Below are 16,254 nucleotides of genomic sequence, written 5' to 3' on the forward strand. Positions count from 1 at the left end.
GGCATCAGTTCCCGCGGGCCATTCGGCCAGGAAGAGGAGGGCCACGGCAGGGCCGGGTAGGCGGGGTGATATCGGCCGATGGGCCATTGGTGCACCCCATCGGGCCGTGCTGGACTTTGTCGTCCACATCACTCGACGACAGAGGCGAAATGGGTGAAATGCAGTCCGACCCGGGTCCCGACAGCCCGACGACGGGCACAAGCAGTCAGCGCGTTGCCATCATCACCGGCGCAACGGGTTCGCTCGGACGGGCGATCGCCCACCGGCTTGCATCCGCCGGCTTCCGGCTCGCACTCGTCGGCCGCCGGCAACCGGTTCTGGACGAGCTGGCGGCCGAGCTCGACGCTGCCGAGAGCGGCATCGTCACCACAGTCGTGGCCGACTTGGCTGAGCCGGGAGGCGCCGCGCGCGCTGTCACCCACGCCCACGATCGGTTCGGCCGGATGGATGTCCTGGTCAACAACGCGGGTGGCTGGAGCGGATCGGCTCTCGGGCCGTTCGCCGAGAAGTCCGAGAAGGACCTTCGGGCGGAGCTGGAGGACAACCTGATCAGCACGGTGCTGGCCTGTCGTGCCGCGGTCCCGCACATGCTCGAACAACGCTACGGACGCATCGTCAACATCTCCTCGGTAGCCGGGATCATCGGGCTGGACGGCCACGCGGCGTACTCCGCGGCCAAGGCGGGCCACATCGGCCTGGCCCGCCAGCTCGCGTTCGAACTGGGCAAGGACGGGATCACCGCCAACTGCGTCGCGCCCGGCCCGGTGTCGACCGTGCAGGTACGTCAGATGATCGAGCAGGGACACCCCGGGATTCAAACGATGCTGGAGGCCACCCCGACCGGCCGACTGACCTCGGCCGAGCAGATCGCCGATGCCGTGGCGTTCTTCGCCTCCGAAACGGCCGGACAGATCAACGGTCAATTCTTGGTAATCGACGGCGGAATGTCGTCCGCCTGACTCACCACGTCCTGGGCGGTCTCTAGGGAGATGGAGGACACAACCATGAGCACAAGAGCACCAGTGGGCGACGGGTCGACGCCGCAGATCGTCGAAGAACACCGGGACGACGACTTCGCGACCCAGGTCGTTCCTGCCGAGGCTCGGCTGAGTCGTGGCAAGGTACACATGGCGAGCTGGGCGATGCTCGTCGGCATGATCTACTTGTTCCAGGGTGCGCTCGCGGCGACGCTGGCAGGAACGAAACAGGCCATCATCGGCCTTCTCGTGTCGGCCGCACTGATGGCGCTGTTCAACATGCCGATGGTACGACTCGGCATCAGTACCGGGAAGGGCAGTTCCCTCGCCTCGGAACAGGTCTTCGGCAAGCTGGGCCGGTTCCTCATCATCCTGCTGCTCGCGATCGCGACGATCTACTTCACGGTTTTCGAAGGAAGCGTCATCGCGGTCAGTTTCCAGCACTATGTGGGTGGCGATCTTCGGATCTGGTATGTCGTTGCGGTGGTCGGGATGCTGCCGCTGATGATGGGCGCCGTCCTGACATGGCTGGACAAGATCAATGCAGTGCTGCTTCCGCTGTACGTCGCCGGCGTGCTGGCGGCAGTGGTGCTGGCGGCGATGAACGGCAACCCGACGGGTTGGCTCGAGTATCCAGGGGTCGTCCCGGCCGCGGCGCAAGTGATCCCGGGCTGGGTCACCACCGTGGTGATCTATCTCGGCGTGTGGCTGATCATTCCGGTGTCGAACGACTTCTCACGATTCGGCAGGAACGAGGACGCGCGCTACCACCGGTGGGTGACCTTCGGTCCGGTATTCACCACGATCACTCTGGTGGTCAACGGCATCATCGGCATGTTCGTCGTCCAATCGGTGCTGCCGCGCTCGGAGGCCGCCTCGGAGGTCGGTGTCGCGATCGCGCTGGTCCAGTTGATGGGTGTAGTCGGTCTGGTGTTCATCGTCGTGACCCAGATGCGGATCCAGACGCTGAACTTCTACCTCTCATCGCTCAACATTCAACGTCTTATCCAAGAAGCCACCGGCCGGCGGGTGCGGCGCAAACTGTTGGTCGCCGTGGTGGCGGTCGTGGCGGTGGTGCTGATGCTCACCGATGTCTTCTCCTACCTGCTGCAGACATTGCAGTGGTTTGGCATCTTCTTCGTCGGCTGGGGTGGCATCATGGCCACCTGTGTCGCGTTCGGTGGGATGCGGACGAACTTTGCACCGGCTACGGAAACAACCAAGCCACGCCTGTTGACTCCGGCGACGGCGGTGTGGCTCTTCTCGGCAGCCGTCGGCATCGCGCTGCTGCAGAGTGCTGAGGCACTACCGCTACTCGCCCAGCTGGCTCCGATCATCTCACTCGGGATCGCAGTGGTCGGGTACCTGCTGGTCGTACTCGCGCAACGGTTCACAGACAGGGCTGAGCCCGGATCGAACGGTGTGGCTGTCATCAGCCGAGGCTCTTCGTGAGCATCGGGGCGGTAGCCGCACGCACAGCCGGGGGAAGATCGACCGTGTCGCGCAGCTATTCGCGGATCCGAGTCCGAGCCCGGACGTCGCGCAACCCCTGACTTGACGACGTCCGGCCGACGGGCGGTGCGGCCGTGATGACCGCACCGCCCGGTCTCACAGTCTCCGGGCCCTCGCCCCTGCTTCAGGAGGTGCCGGTGGAGCGCCCGTCCGGTCCGTCGATGTCGATGAGACCGCGCGCAATGGCGACGCTGACCGCGGCCGTCCGGTCATGAACCTCCAGCTTCTCGAACGCCGTCGCCAGGTGTGCCTTCACCGTGCGCGGCGAGAGGAACATCTTGGACGCGATCTCACGGTTGGTGTGCCCGCGCATCACGTGGGTGAGCACCTCGCGCTCCCGCGCGGTCAGCGACAACCGCTCGGCCGGCGTCTCCGGCTTCGCCGGCTCCCCCGCCGCGAGCCGGGTCACCAGGCGGCGGGTCAGCGCCGGGGTGAGTGAGACCTCGCCCTGGTGAACCAGCTTGATCGCGTGCAGTACCTCATCGATGGCCGTTCCCTTGAGCAGGTAGCCCGCCGCCCCGGCCCGCATACACTCGACGAGCCGGTCGTCGTCGTCGATCACGGTCATGATCAGGACTCGGGCGGAGCAGACCGCAGCCAGCGCGTGGATGAGCTCGGCCCCGGCCGGCGGCGGTATCTCCAGGTCGAGGAGCACGACCGCGGGGTCGGACTCGGCCGCCGCGGCGAGCGCCTCGGTGCCGGTCGTCGCCGTGGCGACAATGGCGATCTCGGGGGCCCGCCCGAGAACGGCCTTCACCCCCTCCATGACGATCGGATGGTCCTCGACCACCATCATCCGGATCTGCGCACCGTCCACAGCGTTCGACCTACTCGTGTTCTCATCGATGAGCGAATCCGGCCGGGCAGGCGATTCGAGGCATCCCGCCGGCAACGTTGCCCCCACGCTAACACCCGGCCGGAACAACCGATGTCCGGTCAGAGGCCGAGCTCCGCGCGCGGCCGGGTGAGCGTGTCCACCACCGCGTACGCGACGGCCCGGACGCCGCGCATCACGTCGTCGACGGACGCGACGCCCATCCCGCCCAGGCCCTCGCGGAACTCGACCGGCGTGGACGCCGGTGGCCACGGGTAACCGATCCGCGCGCACGGGATCCCGAGCCTGCGGATCAGCGCACCGTCGGTCTGTCCGCTGGCCAGCGGAGTGGACGTGTACGGCCGTCCCTCGACCTCGGCCCAGCCCCGCTGGCAGGACTGCACGATCCAATGATCGGGATCGGTCCATCCCCCGGGGAGCGAACCGACCATGGCCCAGTCGAGTTCGATGTCGGGATGCCGTTCCCGCAGCTGGTCGATCATGTCGGCGAACTGCTGCCGCACCCCGGCCGGGGTCATCCTCGGGTTCACCCGCAGATCCAGGTAGATCTCCGTGGTCGCCGAGGGGAATGCGGGTTTCTCCGGGTTCCCGGCGCGTACCGCGGAGATCCACCCCTCGGGCGCGGTGGTGCCCATGGTGTTCCGGGCGGTGTACGTCGGCATCCAGGCCTCGATCTCCTGGATCACCGTGGCAGCCGGCACGATCGAGGAGCGAAATCCGGGAGTTCCTCTGGGTATGCCCGCGTAGCCGAACGTGCCGCGGACCGAGACCTTGAACCAGCACATGCCCGGTTCCTCGGCGAAGACGGCCCACGACGGCTTGAGCACGACCGCCACGTCCGGCGCCATTCCGTGGGCCAGCAGGTGGTACACGCCGTTGCTCAGGCCGGAGTGGTATCGCCCGCTGATTGACGCCGGCATGCCACCACCAGCGAACCCGACCGCGAGATCGCCCAGCAGCGGGACGCCTGCGTCCCGCACCGCGTGCAGCACCTCGGTCAGCCCGGCCACCATGCACTTGGGGTTGGCCGCGCCCAGACCGACGACGAGGTCGCCCTCGACGCGTGCCCGGGGAAGCATGTCGGCGCGCAGCGTGGGACCGACCCAGGGCACGTCGGCCTCCGGGTCGATGTGGGTGTCGATCGGCGCGTAGAGCAGCAGCCGGGCGCCCCCGCCGCTCCCGGGCAGTTCCCCGGTCACGTTCCCACTGGTATCGGTCATCGGCTGGTACGCCGACCGGACACCCACCTCATTCGCCAGGTGGCCGGCCATGAACTCCGCGGCCGCCCGCTCCGCTCCCGTCGGGCTGTGGATATCCACCAACCGGGCCAGCAGATCCCGCAGCCGGTCCGGGTCGAGGTGGCGGCAGATCCGCTCGTAGAGATCGCGCTGCTCGGCGTCCAGTGGCATCTGCCGCGTGGTCACCGGAACCGAGCGATCGCCCGGCACCCGCTCCACTCGCGCGGTCACGATGCGAGCGCGCGCGCGAACGGATCCGGCTTGACCCCGGCGGAGCGGATCATCTCCCGGATGGACCGCGACGAGAGGTTCGTCTGGAGGACCCGCACCCCCAGCGGCCCGAGCGCATCGTGCACGGCGTTCGCGATGGCCGATGGCCCGCAGATCGTGGTCGCCTCGCCGGCTCCGCGGAACCCGCCCAGCAGTTCTGACGGGTGCTCCCGGTGGTGGGTGTGCACCCGCGGCACGTCGGAGAACGAGGGGATGAGGTAGTCGAGCAACGTGCTGGTCAGCGGCTGTCCCTGAGCGTCGTGAACGACCTCCTCGAGCAGTACCGCGCCCAGAGCCTGCGCGAACCCACCCTGGATCTGACCGTCCAGCAGCAGCGGGTTGATCACGGTTCCGCAGTCGTGCACGATGCGGAAACTGCGGATGACGACCTGCCCGGTACCGGCATCGATCTCCACGACCGCCGCCGCGGCCGCCGTGGAGAAGGTGCTGCCGGCGTTCATCCTCCCGGTCGCATCCGGGAACGGATCGGCCAGCCCGGGGTCCAGGCTCGCGATCGTGGCCAGCCCGGGATCCATCCCCGGCGGCAGCAGGAACGTCTGCAGGTAGGCGGCGTGCGCGACCTCCGCGAACGTCACCCGGCCGGCTCCGGCCGAGAAGGTCCCCTCGCTCAGCTCCACCTCCTCGCCGTCCACCCGCAGCATGTGGGCGGCGATCGCGGTCATCTTGTCCCGGATCTGTCGAGTCCCCTTGAGCACCACACCGCCGCCGGCGGTCGCCGACCGGCTACCCCAGGTCCCCATCCCGTGCGGGAGCAGGGCGGTGTCGCCGTCGGAGACGTCGATGGCGCTCATCGGAATCGTGAGCACGTCCGCGGCGATCTGCGCGTAGATGGTCTGATGCCCCTGGCCCTGCGACTTGGTGCCGCAGTTGATGCTCACGTGGCCGTTGGGCTGCACCACCACCGACGCCATCTCGTAGCCGCCGAACTGGCTGCAGAACCCGAAGAGGTTGGCGGTGCTGCATTCGACGAGGTTCGCCAGGCCGACCCCGACGAGCCGGCCCTCGCGGCGGGCCTCCTCCTGGTCACGCCGGACCGCCGGATAGTCCAGCTCGTCGAGCAGGACCTCCATCTGCTCGTGGAAGCTCGGCGTGTCGTACCGGTTGCCGGTGGCACTGAAGTACGGGCGCGGCGCGTCCGGGACCATGTTCCGGCGGCGGACGTCGGCGGGGTCGACCCCGGTCGCGTCGGCGACCAGGTCCATGACCCGCTCGATCGTGAAGTTGGCCTGTGGCTGTCCGAAGCCGCGGTAGGCGCCCATCGGGGGCTTGTTGGTGGCGACGCCGGTGAGCCGGTACTCGAACGCCTCGATGTCGTAGGTGCCGGGCAGCATCGAGGTGGTGATCAGCGCCGGGCCGATGCTGCTGAAGTACAGCGTCGGGCTGCCGAGATCGGCGATCACGTGGGTCCGCACGCCCAGGACCCGGCCGTCCGAGCGGTAGGCGACCTCCACATCGTGCTCCTGCTGCCGGGACTGCACGGAACCGGTCAGCGACTCGCTGCGGTCCGCGGACCAGGTCACCGGGTCCGGCACGAGCGTGGCGACGACGGCGATCAGCAGCTCCTCGCGGTGGAAGTGCTGCTTGTTGCCGAAACCACCGCCCATATCGGGCGCGATCACCCGGACCTTCTCCAGCGGGAGGGCGGTGACGTCGGCGACCACGGTCCGCAGGTTGTGCGGTTGCTGGTTGGAGCTGTAGAGCAGCAGCTCCCCGCGGGTGCGGTCGAAGTGGCCGCAGGCACCATGGCCCTCCAGCGGAAGACCCACGATCCGATGGTGGGCGATGGTCTCACGCAGCACGCCGTCCGCCCGCGCGACCGCGGCGTCGAAGTCGCCGTTGGCGAAACCGCCGGCGTAGAAGACGTTGTCGCCCCATTCCTCGAACAGCAGCGGCGCCGACTCCTCGCCGTCGTCGCCCAGGCTCGCGCGCACGTCGGTCACGACATCGAGCTCGTCGAGATCCAGCTCGATGAGCTCCAGGGCATCCTCGGCGACGTACCGGCTCTCGGCCACCACGACCGCGAGGGGCTCGCCGACGTAGCGAACCTTCTCGTCGGCCAGGCAGTACCACTCCAGTGGGCGGATACCGGGAACCGCAAGCCGATGCGACAGCGGCCGGCTGTGCTCCTTCAGATCGGCCGCGGTGAACACCGCGACGACACCGGGGAGGGCCTTCGCCGCGGTCGTGTCGATGCCGTTGACCCGGGCGTGCGCCACCGGGCTGCGCAGGATCGCGGCGTGCTTCAGCCCGGCCGGTCGGAGATCCGCCAGGTAGCGTCCCGCTCCGGTGAGGAACCGGACGTCCTCCTTGCGTGTAACCCGCTCGCCGATCATCCCGACACCTCCGCCTGGGTCGGCTCGTTGTCCGGGACAGCCGCGACCGAGCTGCTCTCGGCCGCGGCATCGAGGACAGCGTCCACGATGGAGACGTAACCCGTACACCGGCACAGGTTCCCGGACATTTCGTGGCGGACCCGCTCGGGAGTCAGCCCACCGTTGGCCCGGCCGACCACGTCGAGTGCCTGCATGATCATTCCGGGGGTGCAGAAGCCGCACTGCAGGCCGTGCCGCTCGGACAGGGCGCGCTGGATCGGGGCCAGATCCTCGGTGGTGCCGACGCCTTCGACGGTGGTGACCGACCGGTTGTCGGCCTGCACGGCGAACAGCAGGCAGGACAGCACCGGGGTGCCGTCGAGGTGCACGGTGCAAGCACCGCACGCGCCCTGCTCGCACGCCTTGTGGGTGCCGGTCAACCCCAGGCGGTCCCGCAGGACATCCGCCAGGTGCTCGCGAGGATCGACCTCCACCGAGACCGGCTCCCCATTCACCAGCAGTGCGATCTCTCTCATCGTGCGCCTCCGTTGGAGAGGCTGCCGGCGGCACGCGTCCACGCGGCCGGCAGCGCCCTGACGAGTAACACCTGAAGCAGGTCGCGCCGGTCCTCGGCGCTGGCTCGCAGGTCGGCGGCAGGGCGGATGACCTCGGCCGCGCGGGACGCGACGTGGCGCAACAGACCCTCGCTCAGCTCGGTCTCGCCGACCAGCTCGCCCAGCGCGGAGCCGAGGTCGATCGGCGTCGGCCCGACGCCGCCAGCCGCCGCCCGCACCCGGACGCAGCCGCCTCCGGGGGCCAGGTCGATGCACGCGGCCACGCTCGCCACCGCGAAGTCCCCGGCTCGGGGCGCGTACTCCTGTATCACCCAACCGCGCCCAGGGACGGTGCCGGGAACCCGGACCTGACAGATGAGCTCGTCATCTTCCAGGGTCGTGGTGAAGAAGCCGTCGAACAGCTCCGCGATCGGCAGGGAGCGGCGCCCGGTCCCGCCCTGGACCGTCACCTCGGCATCGAGGGCGAGCAGCGCGCAGCCGAGTTCGGCCGAGGGGTCGGAGTGGGCGAGCGAGCCGCCGACGGTGCCACGGTTGCGCACCTGCGGATGGCCGATCAGCCCCGCGGCCTCGGCCAGGATCGGTGCGACGCGAGCCACCTCGGGATCGAACTCGAGTCGGCGGTGGCGGATCAGCGCGCCCAGGTGTAGGTCACCATCGGCGACCCGAAGGAAATCCAGCTCGGCGACCTGGTTGATGTCGACGAGCTGGGTCGGCGCGGCGAGCCGGAGGTTCATGAGCGGAACCAGACTCTGGCCGCCGGCCAGCACTTTCGCGGAGTCGTCGGCGCCGAGCACCGAGACGACGTCGGCCACGCTGGTGGGAGCGAGATAGTCGAATCGGGCCGGCCGCATCACAAATTCCGAACGCTGCTGATGGGTTGCACGCGAAGTCCTCCTTGACCGGGAATACGACGACGGCTGCACGCGCACGATCTCGTCGAGCCAGGCTAAAGATCGCGCTCCCCGGCTGCCTACTGTCCATCCAGCCGTTCTCGGCGGGCCACCCGGACCATGACCGCCCGGCTGGACGGCCGACCCACGAGCTGGGCCGTGCCCTACGGCGAGAGCAACGGCACCGGGTGCAGCAGGGGGACCCGCAGGAGCGCGGTGGTGCCCCGGCCCGGACGGCCGGAGATCGCGAAGTGCGCCCCGACCTCGGCCATTCGCTCGCGGACCCCGAGCAGCCCGAACCCGTGCTGCCGGGTGGTGTCCAAGCCACGACCGTCGTCGGTGACGGTGACCTCGAGATGCCCGGAGTCGAACCGGACATCAACCCGCACGCTCGCCGCATCCGCGTGCTTGCCGACGTTGTGCAACAGCTCCTGCACGCCCCGGGCCACCGCCCGCCGGGTCGCCCCGTCGAGCGGTGCCTCCGGACCGAAGACGTTCAGCTCGCACGGCAGGCGGAAGTTGGCCACGAACTCGTCGGCGACCGCCGCGAGGTCCTCACCGAGGCGACCGCGGCTCCCCAGCGGTTGCCGGAGGCTGCGGATCCACCGACGCGACTCCTCGACGCCCCGCTGTGCGTTGTGCAGCGCCTGGTCGAGGTACTGCTGATGGCCCTCCGGCTCGTCGGCGGCACTTGCGGCGGCCGTCAAGTTGAGCTGGATGGCATAGAATCGCTGGGCGATGCCGTCGTGAATCTCTCGCGCCAGCCGGCCCTGCTGCTCGGCGGCTCCGGCCTGCTTGCTCTCCCGGTAGCGTTGCTGCCGCCAAGCCGCGACCGAGACCAGCTCCGCGATCGCCCGGCCGACCCGCTGGTCCCGCAGGCTGGGCTCGGCGCCGCAATCGATGAGCAGCTGCCCCAGGCGATGACTGCCGACGACGAGGGGCAGCGCGAGCTGGGTGCTCGATAACGGCGTCCGGCCGACTGGTTCGTCGGACGACCGGACGCCGCCGAAGCCGTCCACCTCGCAGCGTTCGAAACCGAAGCTCCGGCAGGCGAAGTCAAGCACCCCGGACAGCGCCGTGCCCCCGTCGAACCCGTCCAGCCGACGGCCGATCTCGTACAGGTTCGCGATCTCGGCAGCGCGCGCCTGGACGCCCTCGTGCGACTTCGCCCGCTCCAGGGCGATGTCGATCTGACTGGCCACCATCGAGAAGAGCTCGACCCACTCCTCGTCGAGCTTTCGCGGGACGCCGTGTGCGCACAACGCCAGCACGCCATGCGCCGCAGAACCTGAGCCGATCTTCACGAAGGCGGCGGTCCGGATCTCCTCCGGGACAATGCAACGGCGTTCGCGTTCCGTGACGATCGCATAACCGGCCCGAGCGTCATCGGCGTCGAAGAGAAGCGGCTCGGACGCTCGGAATGCCCGGCTCGGCAAGCTTCGCGACGATTTGCCATGAACGTCGATGCCCGGCTGCAACCCGTTCCGAAAACCCTTCGCACCGCGGCCGATGAGCAGGTCTTGCTCCCGGTCGAACCAATAGATCACCCCGCTGTCGAGCCCGGTCACCGTTAGTAGCGACCCGACCGCACTGTCGATGATCTCGCCCGCACCGAGGCTGCCGTTGATCGCCGCGGCGGCGGTGTTCAGGGCCCGCAGCCGCGCCGCGGTGTCACCTCTGCCGGTCTCCGGTGAACGCCCGCCGCGGCTCTCATTGATCATGTAGCCCACACCTCGCACCCGACCGCTGTCGGCGACGCGTTGCAGCTCCTCAGCACGCCGGCCTCCACCTCACCCGCCCGTCGGGCCTGTAGCGGACCACCTTCTATTATGCAACGCCCGTAACGGTGATACGCGAGCGTCACATCGCCACGATGTGTGAAAGCTACCTGTGAGCCGAGCGTCCCACCAACCTCCGGGCAGGAATCGGCTGGAGCGTCTGCAGGCTCGCTCGAGCGCGTCAGGCACGGGCCGAGTAGCCCTTCGACGAAAGGCACCGCCAGCCGGCCCGTCCGCGGGTGTGCCGCCCCGGAGGGGTCGGCACGACCGGGCTCCGAGTGGAGTTCGGACCATCGCCAGGTGCAGGCTCAGACCTCGGGCCTGGCTCGGCTGATGCGCGCCCAGAACGACCGGGGGCCGACGGCCTCCGCGGTCGACCCCGCCGCGGCGCCGGAGGGCCGATGACCGTTGGCCGGCGCGGCGGCGGGGGCCGGGTAGATGCTCCGGGCCAGCGCGGCCTTCTCAGCCCCGCAGCGGCGGCGTACATCCGCAGGGAAACCCCCGCCGCTCGGGTGGTGCGGGGGCCCGGCCGCAGAGATCGGGTCGCGCAGCTCCCAGCCGGAGCCAAGGTCGATCAGGGACTGGTGCTTGGCCGTGTAGTAGTCCGGGTGCACGGCCACGGCCACCCCGCGGGCGCCCGCCGCAGCGGCGAGCAGATGGAAGTGGAACCGGGTGCTGATCCAGGTCTGGTCGTGGTGCAGCGGCAGCCCGCGCTCCCAGACCGCGCTGAACGGGTAGAACGTCGCGCCCGGGAGCTGGTGTTCGAGCAGCGCGTACACCTCCCGGTCCAGGCCGGGGATCCCCTCGACGACGCCGACCTGCTCGGGTGCCACCTCCCAGGCTCGCAGCACGTCGAGGGTGTCGGCGGCAAGCCGGCTGCTGCTGACTTCGGTGGCGTCCGCCTGCAGGCACAGCATGTACGACGGAGCCCCGGCGGTGGGATCGACCACGTCGGCAAGCCCCTCGGCGATCCCCAGGAACACATCGTCGCAGCTCAGCACCGCACCGCCACCGGCCAGCTCGAGCGAGTACCGGTCGCGCACGTCGACCACGTCGAAGCGCTCGACCAGCGCGCGCAGCAGCGCCTCGGTGTCGGCTGTGGCCGGAGCCAGACCCTGCCCTGTCATCACCGCACGACCCCCGGACCGGGCGGCCGCGGCGGCCGCGCCGGCCAACAGGCCGAGCCGGTCGGGCCACAGGTCGGTGATGTAGCCGCCGCCGATGAGATGCACCACCTGGGCACGAGCCAGCAGCTCGACTCCGATCACCCAGCGGGGCGCCATCCCCGGATCGCGGATCGCCCGCTGCACCCAGGCGGCGATCTGCCACGGCTCGCGGTCCGGCGCGGCACGACACAGCCGCCACAACGTGTCCACGAACCGCGCCCGCGGGTGCAGCCCGTCCAGCAGTACGGCCGCGCTGGCCGGCTCCTGACAATCCAGCCACACGTCCGCGTCGGGCGCGACAGCCGCCAGATGGCGCAGCCATGTCGCCGCGACCAGCTCGTCGCCGTAGTTCGGGAAACCAGTCGAGCCGACCAGGTAGTAGCAGGGCCGTTCACCCGCTGGCGTCATCGGTCTCCCATCGCTTCTCGCGGGCGGGCGCCCCGGGCGGAGCGCCACACCCACCGATACCCGTGCCTCGAGCCGGGACGAGGCTACGAGGTGATATTGAAGGTGGTCTTCAGCGCCTCGTCGCCCTTGGCGGTCGTGTTGCCGGTCGGGTTGGTCTTCACCTGGTCGGCACTCACCCCGGCCTCCTGCAGGGCCGTGGAGATGGCCTCGGCGCGCTGTTCGGAAAGCTCCTGTGCCTTCCGGGCGTCGTCGTAGCCCGCGTGGGTCTCCACCGTGATCTTCGCGTTGCTTCCCTTCAGCAACGTCCCGATCTGCTGCAGCGTCTTCTGGTCGGAGCCGGACAGCTCGGCACTCTCCGGGCCGAATGTCACCGGCTGAGCCTTCACCAGGTCCGCCACCTTGCCCTGCAGCTGCTGGATCGAAGCGTCGATCGCGCCGCCGGCGGCACCCACCGCATCCGAGGCCTGCCCCGCCGCGTTCTTCGCAGCGTCAGCCGCGCCCTGCGCCGCGTCCGATGCGCCCTGCGCGGCCGATTGTGCCGCACCGGCGGCGTCCTTCGCGGACGACACCGCGTCCTCCGCGCCCGAGCAGCCCGCCGCCACGGCCATCGTCACCGCAGCAGAGACAATGACACCCAGTACGGTCCGTCGCATCGTTCGACTCTCCTTCGTCATTCGCGTCTCGTTGCACCGGTCGGCCACACAGCCAGAGCGGAGCGCCCGCAGGATTTGCCGCGACGACGATCAGCCGCGACAAACCAGATTCCGGCCGCCGAGTCGGGCGAATCGGCCAGAACCCCCCTCGCCCACCGACCACAACCGATCACATGCACCAAGCACAACGGACAGTCATGCGGACGGTTACGGTGGACATTTCGCCGAACGGGGAAGGAACGGGGTGGTCACGACCCGCACGGGCAGCGAGCACCTCCCCGCGCTCCGCTACGGCGCGACCCTCATACGTGCTCCTCAGCTCAGGATCCGGGTCAGCGCGGGGGCGACATCGGCCAGCCGGCGCACCGGCTGGCTGATCCCCCCGCCGCGCGCGGCGAGCGCGGCGGCGGCGGCCTCGGCGTCGGCGGCATCCCCGCCGGGCAGCGGAACGAGCACGTGCAGCCGATCGATCCCGCCGAGCGCGGTCAACGGGTCGTCGCCCGCGGTGTGCAGGCAGTCCGACAGCAACACGACCATCCGCTCCTCGGCAACCGCGCCGGCGAGCTGGGCCGACGCCTCGCGCAGTCCCGCGGCGAGATCCGTGGTGCCGTGCCCGCGCAGCCCGACGAGCTCGGAGATCAGCTCCTCGGGCGGGCGGCGAACCCCCTGGCGCTGCAACGTCCGCACGCCGGCGCTGAACGCCAGCACCCCCGGTTCGAGCTTGGCGCCCCCGGTCTCGCCGGCCAGCACCACCCCGGCCGCCGCGGCCGCCGCGAGCGCGACGGCCAGTCCCTGCATCGACCCGCTGATGTCCACGACGAGGCAGATCGCGCGGCGATGGGCCGTCCAGGTGCGGGTGATGAGGTCCTCGGGAGCGGGCCGCCGCGTGATCCCGGGCTGCCAGCGCTCCAGGGTGCGGTCGAGGTCGAGGTCCCCCTCGCCGCCGCGGGCGGGCCCCATCCTGCGGGTCCCGCGCGCCTTCGCCGGACCAACCCTGCCCAGCTGGATGAACACCCGCCCGGCGAGCCGGCGCGCGGCGGCGCGCAGCTGCGCGTCCGTGGCCACCGCGAGGTCGGCGAGCAACCCGGCCGCGGCCTCCGGGTCGGCGGCGAGCGCCTGGTCGAAGGCCTCGGCGTCGAGCTCGCCGAGCTCCGGGGAGATGTCCTGGAACTGCTCGTGCCGCGCGCCCAGCTCACCGCGGCCGAGCGTGCGCTCGCCCCTGTTGCGGTGCGGGCGCTCCGGGGAACGGCCCGCCGCGCCCGGCGGCGGGCCGTCAGCTTTTCCCTGGTCGCCTCCGGAGTCGGGCTCCGCGTCCGGCGGCTGCGGCGCGTCCTCGGGCCACAACCGGTCGAGCAGCTCGTCGATCACCGACTCCGGGGTCCGGTCGACGCCGTCGGCGATCCGGATCCGGCCCGAGAGCGCGGCGTATGCGGCATCGCGCGCAGTCTCGCGGGCCGGGGCGCGCTCACCGCGCAGCTCCCCCAACCCGGTGAGCACGAGGCTCAGGTCGATCGCGCCGCGCACCGACGATCCCATCCGGACGTCGCGGTGTTCGCGGGTGGCCCTGGTCAGCGCGACGGCGAGATCGGTGACCGGGCCCTGCACGCCGCTGACCGAACCGGTGATCGCGCGTTCGGCGGCCTCGTCCTGGTAGCCGAGGACGATCCGGCACATCCGGTCGGCGATCGCCTGGCTGACCCGGGCGGTGCCGATCGCGTCGAACGGGTTCATCGCGGCGATGAGCCGGAACTTCGACCCGGCGCGCACCGTGCCCAGCCGGGGGACCGCGATCTCGCCCTCGGTGAGCACGGTGATCAGGACGTTGAGTGTCTCCTCAGGAACCCGGTTGAGCTCCTCGAGGTAGAGCAGTCCACCGCTCGGAGGCTTGCCGGAGAGCGCATCGGCACTGCCGCGCATCGCGGTGAGCAACGGCCCGTCGACGAAGCTCGCAGGCAGGTAACCCTCGGCGAGGACCTGCGACGGGTCGAACGCGCCGATGAGCCGGGCCGGGGTCAGCTCCGCGTTGCCCTCGACGAACACCACGTCCTGACCGGCATCGCGGGCGATGGCCCGCAGCAGGGTCGATTTCCCCGTGCCGGGCGGGCCCTCGATGACGACGTGCCGGCCCGTCGCCAGCGCGACGGTGAGCACCTCGCGCTCGCGGCGCAGGCCGACGATCGGGACGGGCGTGCGGTTCCCGAGCGCGGGCGACAATCCGGAGGACACTGCGGGCGACACGTCGTGGAGCACCTTTCCTACAAAGCGTCCGTGCCGGGTCCCGCTGCGGGACCCGGCACGGACGGGATCGATCAGAGACGGATCAGGCGTTGGGGTCGTGGATGATCACGCCACGGACGTTCACCCCGTTGATGAGATCGTCGTACCCCTTGTTGACCTCTTCCAGGCTGTAGGTGTTGGTGACCAGCTCGTCGAGCTTGAGCTGGCCCGCCTGGTACATGTCGACCAGCCGCGGGATGTCCTTGAACGGGTCTCCCGAGCCGAACAGCGAGCCCTGGATGCGCTTCTCGAACAGGGTGAGCACCGAGCCCGACAGCTCGATGGTCGTCTTGGCCGGGTCGGCCAGCCCGGTGACCACCACGGTGCCGCCCTTGCGGATGGCGTTGAACGCGTTCGTCACGACGGCCGAGTCCACCACCCCGACGGTGACGATCGCCTTGTCGGCGCCGACCCCGCGGGTGAGCTGCTGCATGAGCTCGTGGGCCTCCTCGGCGGTGGCGCAGGAGTGGGTGGCGCCCACCCGCTCGGCCATCTCGCGCTTGTTCGCGAGCGGGTCGATGGCGACGACGTTGGCCGCACCGGCCAGCGCCGCACCCTGCACCGCGTTGATGCCGATGCCGCCGACGCCGTAGATGGCGATCGTGTCCCCGGGCTCGGTGGCGGCCGCGTGCACCGCCGAGCCGAAGCCCGTCGGCACGCCGCAGCCGATCAGCACGGCCGTGTTCAGCGGCACGTCGTCGGCGACCTTGATGCAGGAGTTCTGCGAGACCGTGGCGCGCTCGGAGAACGTGCCGAGCATGCACATCCCGCCGAGGTCCTCACCGGCGTCGGAGTGGAACCGGTAGGTGCCGTCGGGCAGACATCCGTCGAGGATGGTGGCGCCCTGGTCGCACAGGTTGGTCATGCCGCTGGCGCAGAAGCGGCAGTGCCCGCAGACGGGCAGGAACGAGCAGATGACGTGGTCGCCGGGCTTGAGCCGGGTGACGCCCGGGCCGACCTCCTCGATGATCCCCGCACCTTCGTGGCCTCCGACGATCGGGAACCGCGGCACGATGTCGCCGTGCCGCAGGTGCTCGTCGGAGTGGCAGAGACCGGCGGCGACGTACTTGATCAGGACCTCGCCCTCCTTGGGCGGGTCGAGCGTGAGCTCCTCGATCTCGAACGGCTTGCCCACTTCCCGCAGGACGGCGGCCTTGGTCTTCATCACCCCTCCTGACATCGGCCCTCACGGGCCGTTCTCGGATTCTCGTGCAGCTCGACGGTGGCGCGCCCACAGCAGGTAGGAGAGCGTGTCGGCGACCGCGTTGCGCACCGCGCCACGGCCCATTCGTAGCAGCATGCGCATGCCGTTGTGAAGCGCGTCCTAACCCAAAGGACGAGC

The 16,254-nt window shown here is 70.1% G+C and carries 12 protein-coding genes; 2 read left to right on the forward strand and 10 right to left on the reverse strand.

What is annotated here, in order from left to right; translation table 11 throughout:
• Positions 1-89: 89 nt before the first annotated feature.
• Positions 90-959 carry an SDR family NAD(P)-dependent oxidoreductase gene (locus tag G567_RS34175; protein ID WP_161631697.1) on the forward strand — a complete coding sequence of 290 codons (870 nt, stop codon included), beginning with the start codon at positions 90-92 and terminating at the stop codon, positions 957-959.
• Positions 960-1,004: 45 nt separating this feature from the next.
• Positions 1,005-2,429 carry a purine-cytosine permease family protein gene (locus G567_RS28395; RefSeq protein WP_147201018.1) on the forward strand — a complete coding sequence of 475 codons (1,425 nt, stop codon included), beginning with the start codon at positions 1,005-1,007 and terminating at the stop codon, positions 2,427-2,429.
• Between the two features lie 184 nt (positions 2,430-2,613).
• On the opposite strand, the gene G567_RS0112020 is transcribed toward G567_RS28395, so the two are convergent.
• The 10 genes from G567_RS0112020 to G567_RS0112065 all read right to left on the reverse strand — a co-directional run bounded on the left by G567_RS0112020 (position 2,614) and on the right by G567_RS0112065 (position 16,077).
• A complete protein-coding gene (locus G567_RS0112020; protein ID WP_028930180.1) occupies positions 2,614-3,306 on the reverse strand; it encodes a LuxR C-terminal-related transcriptional regulator in 693 nt (230 codons plus the stop codon).
• Positions 3,307-3,425: 119 nt separating this feature from the next.
• Positions 3,426-4,793, reverse strand: coding sequence for a M20 family metallopeptidase (locus tag G567_RS0112025; protein WP_211223907.1), 1,368 nt, complete (start codon positions 4,791-4,793; stop codon positions 3,426-3,428).
• Positions 4,790-7,186, reverse strand: coding sequence for a xanthine dehydrogenase family protein molybdopterin-binding subunit (locus G567_RS28400; RefSeq protein WP_051232860.1), 2,397 nt, complete (start codon positions 7,184-7,186; stop codon positions 4,790-4,792). Before G567_RS28400 ends, G567_RS0112025 begins: the two co-directional genes overlap by 4 nt.
• On the reverse strand, positions 7,183-7,701 hold the full coding sequence (locus G567_RS0112035; protein WP_028930182.1) for a (2Fe-2S)-binding protein: 519 nt from the start codon (positions 7,699-7,701) through the stop codon (positions 7,183-7,185). The genes G567_RS28400 and G567_RS0112035 overlap by 4 nt, the downstream gene beginning before the upstream one ends.
• Positions 7,698-8,591, reverse strand: coding sequence for an FAD binding domain-containing protein (locus tag G567_RS0112040; protein WP_028930183.1), 894 nt, complete (start codon positions 8,589-8,591; stop codon positions 7,698-7,700). Before G567_RS0112040 ends, G567_RS0112035 begins: the two co-directional genes overlap by 4 nt.
• 203 nt (positions 8,592-8,794) lie before the next feature.
• Entirely contained in the window at positions 8,795-10,351 is a 1,557-nt protein-coding gene (locus G567_RS0112045; RefSeq protein ID WP_147201017.1) for a GAF domain-containing sensor histidine kinase, read from the reverse strand.
• 365 nt (positions 10,352-10,716) lie between these two features.
• Positions 10,717-11,982: a polysaccharide pyruvyl transferase family protein gene (locus G567_RS28405; protein ID WP_084796088.1), complete on the reverse strand. Its 1,266-nt coding sequence runs from the start codon at positions 11,980-11,982 to the stop codon at positions 10,717-10,719.
• A gap of 83 nt (positions 11,983-12,065) precedes the next feature.
• The gene (locus tag G567_RS0112055) at positions 12,066-12,656 is read right to left on the reverse strand and encodes an OmpA family protein (RefSeq protein WP_147201016.1); all 591 of its coding nucleotides are present in this window, start codon (positions 12,654-12,656) and stop codon (positions 12,066-12,068) included.
• 294 nt (positions 12,657-12,950) lie between these two features.
• Positions 12,951-14,873 carry an AAA family ATPase gene (locus G567_RS33140; protein ID WP_245585638.1) on the reverse strand — a complete coding sequence of 641 codons (1,923 nt, stop codon included), beginning with the start codon at positions 14,871-14,873 and terminating at the stop codon, positions 12,951-12,953.
• 82 nt (positions 14,874-14,955) lie between these two features.
• The gene (locus G567_RS0112065) at positions 14,956-16,077 is read right to left on the reverse strand and encodes an NDMA-dependent alcohol dehydrogenase (RefSeq protein ID WP_028930186.1); all 1,122 of its coding nucleotides are present in this window, start codon (positions 16,075-16,077) and stop codon (positions 14,956-14,958) included.
• Positions 16,078-16,254: the final 177 nt, after the last annotated feature.

It is taken from the genome of Pseudonocardia asaccharolytica DSM 44247 = NBRC 16224 (assembly GCF_000423625.1).
In the GTDB taxonomy this organism is placed as follows: Bacteria; Actinomycetota; Actinomycetes; order Mycobacteriales; family Pseudonocardiaceae; genus Pseudonocardia; species Pseudonocardia asaccharolytica.

Bases quoted from the DNA above. Each gene is read 5' to 3' on its own strand.
- G567_RS28395 (WP_147201018.1), top strand. From the start codon at position 1,005: ATGAGCACAAGAGCACCAGTGGGCGACGGGTCGACGCCGCAGATCGTC.
- G567_RS28400 (WP_051232860.1), bottom strand. From the start codon at position 7,186: ATGATCGGCGAGCGGGTTACACGCAAGGAGGACGTCCGGTTCCTCACC.
- G567_RS0112035 (WP_028930182.1), bottom strand. From the start codon at position 7,701: ATGAGAGAGATCGCACTGCTGGTGAATGGGGAGCCGGTCTCGGTGGAG.
- G567_RS0112040 (WP_028930183.1), bottom strand. From the start codon at position 8,591: ATGCGGCCGGCCCGATTCGACTATCTCGCTCCCACCAGCGTGGCCGAC.
- G567_RS0112045 (WP_147201017.1), bottom strand. From the start codon at position 10,351: ATGATCAATGAGAGCCGCGGCGGGCGTTCACCGGAGACCGGCAGAGGT.
- G567_RS28405 (WP_084796088.1), bottom strand. From the start codon at position 11,982: ATGACGCCAGCGGGTGAACGGCCCTGCTACTACCTGGTCGGCTCGACT.
- G567_RS0112055 (WP_147201016.1), bottom strand. From the start codon at position 12,656: ATGACGAAGGAGAGTCGAACGATGCGACGGACCGTACTGGGTGTCATT.
- G567_RS0112065 (WP_028930186.1), bottom strand. From the start codon at position 16,077: ATGAAGACCAAGGCCGCCGTCCTGCGGGAAGTGGGCAAGCCGTTCGAG.